Source organism: Streptomyces sp. MB09-02B (assembly GCF_033794485.1).
Lineage (GTDB): Bacteria > Actinomycetota > Actinomycetes > Streptomycetales > Streptomycetaceae > Streptomyces.
Genome location: NZ_JARGEE010000900.1, coordinates 1 through 1083, shown reverse-complemented (window position 1 = coordinate 1083; position 1083 = coordinate 1). Strand labels below are relative to the sequence as shown.

The 1083-nt window shown below is 77.4% G+C and carries 1 protein-coding gene; it reads right to left on the bottom strand.

Annotation, left to right across the window (positions count from 1 at the left end; translation table 11 throughout):
* Positions 1-1083, bottom strand: a 1083-nt coding sequence (locus P1P70_RS44970; protein WP_319248309.1) for a beta-ketoacyl reductase, incomplete at both ends; no start/stop codon positions are given.

Genomic DNA, 1083 nt, shown 5'->3' with positions numbered 1-1083 from the left:
GGCCAGGTCCCCCGGGGTGGGGTGGTCGAAGACCAGGGTGGGCTGCAGCCGCAGTCCGGTGGCGGTGGCGAGCCGGTTGCGGAGCTCCACGGAGGTGAGCGAGTCGAAGCCCAGTTCGCCGAAGGCCCGGTCCGGGGTGAAGGCGTCGGCGCCGCCGTGGCCGAGGACCCGGGCGGCCTCCGCGCGGACCAGCTCCAGCAGCGCGCTCTCGCGTGCGGTCGGGTCGAGCACGGCGAGCGCGTTTGCGCCGGCCCGGTCGTCGCGTCGGACCGTGGTCCGGCGGGGCACCGTGCCGCGGACCAGGGCCCGCAGGACGGCCGGGACGCGGTCGGCGGGGAAGGAGGAGCGGCCCGGGGTGAGGTGGAGCGGGACGAGGAGGGCGTCGTCCGGTGTCGTCAGGGCCCGGTCGAGGGCGGCCAGTCCCGATGCGGCGGTGAACGGCCGTAGTCCGCCGCCCTCCAGCCGGGCCCGGTCGCCGGCGTCGAGGGCGTCGGCCATGCCGCCGGTGCCCCGCCAGGGGCCCCAGGCCAGCGACAGACCGGGGAGGCCCAGTGAACGGCGGTGCTGGGCCAGGGCATCGAGGAAGGCGTTGGCGGCGGCGTAGTTGGCCTGGCCCGGGCTGCCGAGCACCCCGGCGGCGGAGGAGAACAGCACGAAGTCGGTGAGGTCGAGCTCCGCCGTCAGCTCGTGCAGGTGCCAGGCCGCGTCCGCCTTGGGGCGGAGCACCGCGTCGAGACGCTCGGCGGTCAGGTCGCCGAGCAGGCCGTCGTCGACGACGCCGGCGAGGTGGACGACCCCGGTGAGGGGGTGCTCTGCGGGGATGTCCGCCAGCAGCCCGGCGAGGGCCTCGCGGTCGGCCACGTCGCAGGCCGCGAAGGTGACCCGGGCGCCGGCCCCGGTGAGTTCGGCGACCAGCTCGTCCGCGCCGGGCGCCGCCGGCCCCCGCCGGCCGGCCAGCAGCAGATGACGTACGCCGTGGTGGGTCACGAGATGCCGGGCCACCAGGGTGCCCAGGGCTCCGGTGGCGCCGGTGACGAGGACGGTTCCGTGCGGAGTGGCGCGGGGGGTGGCCTGGGGGGAGGT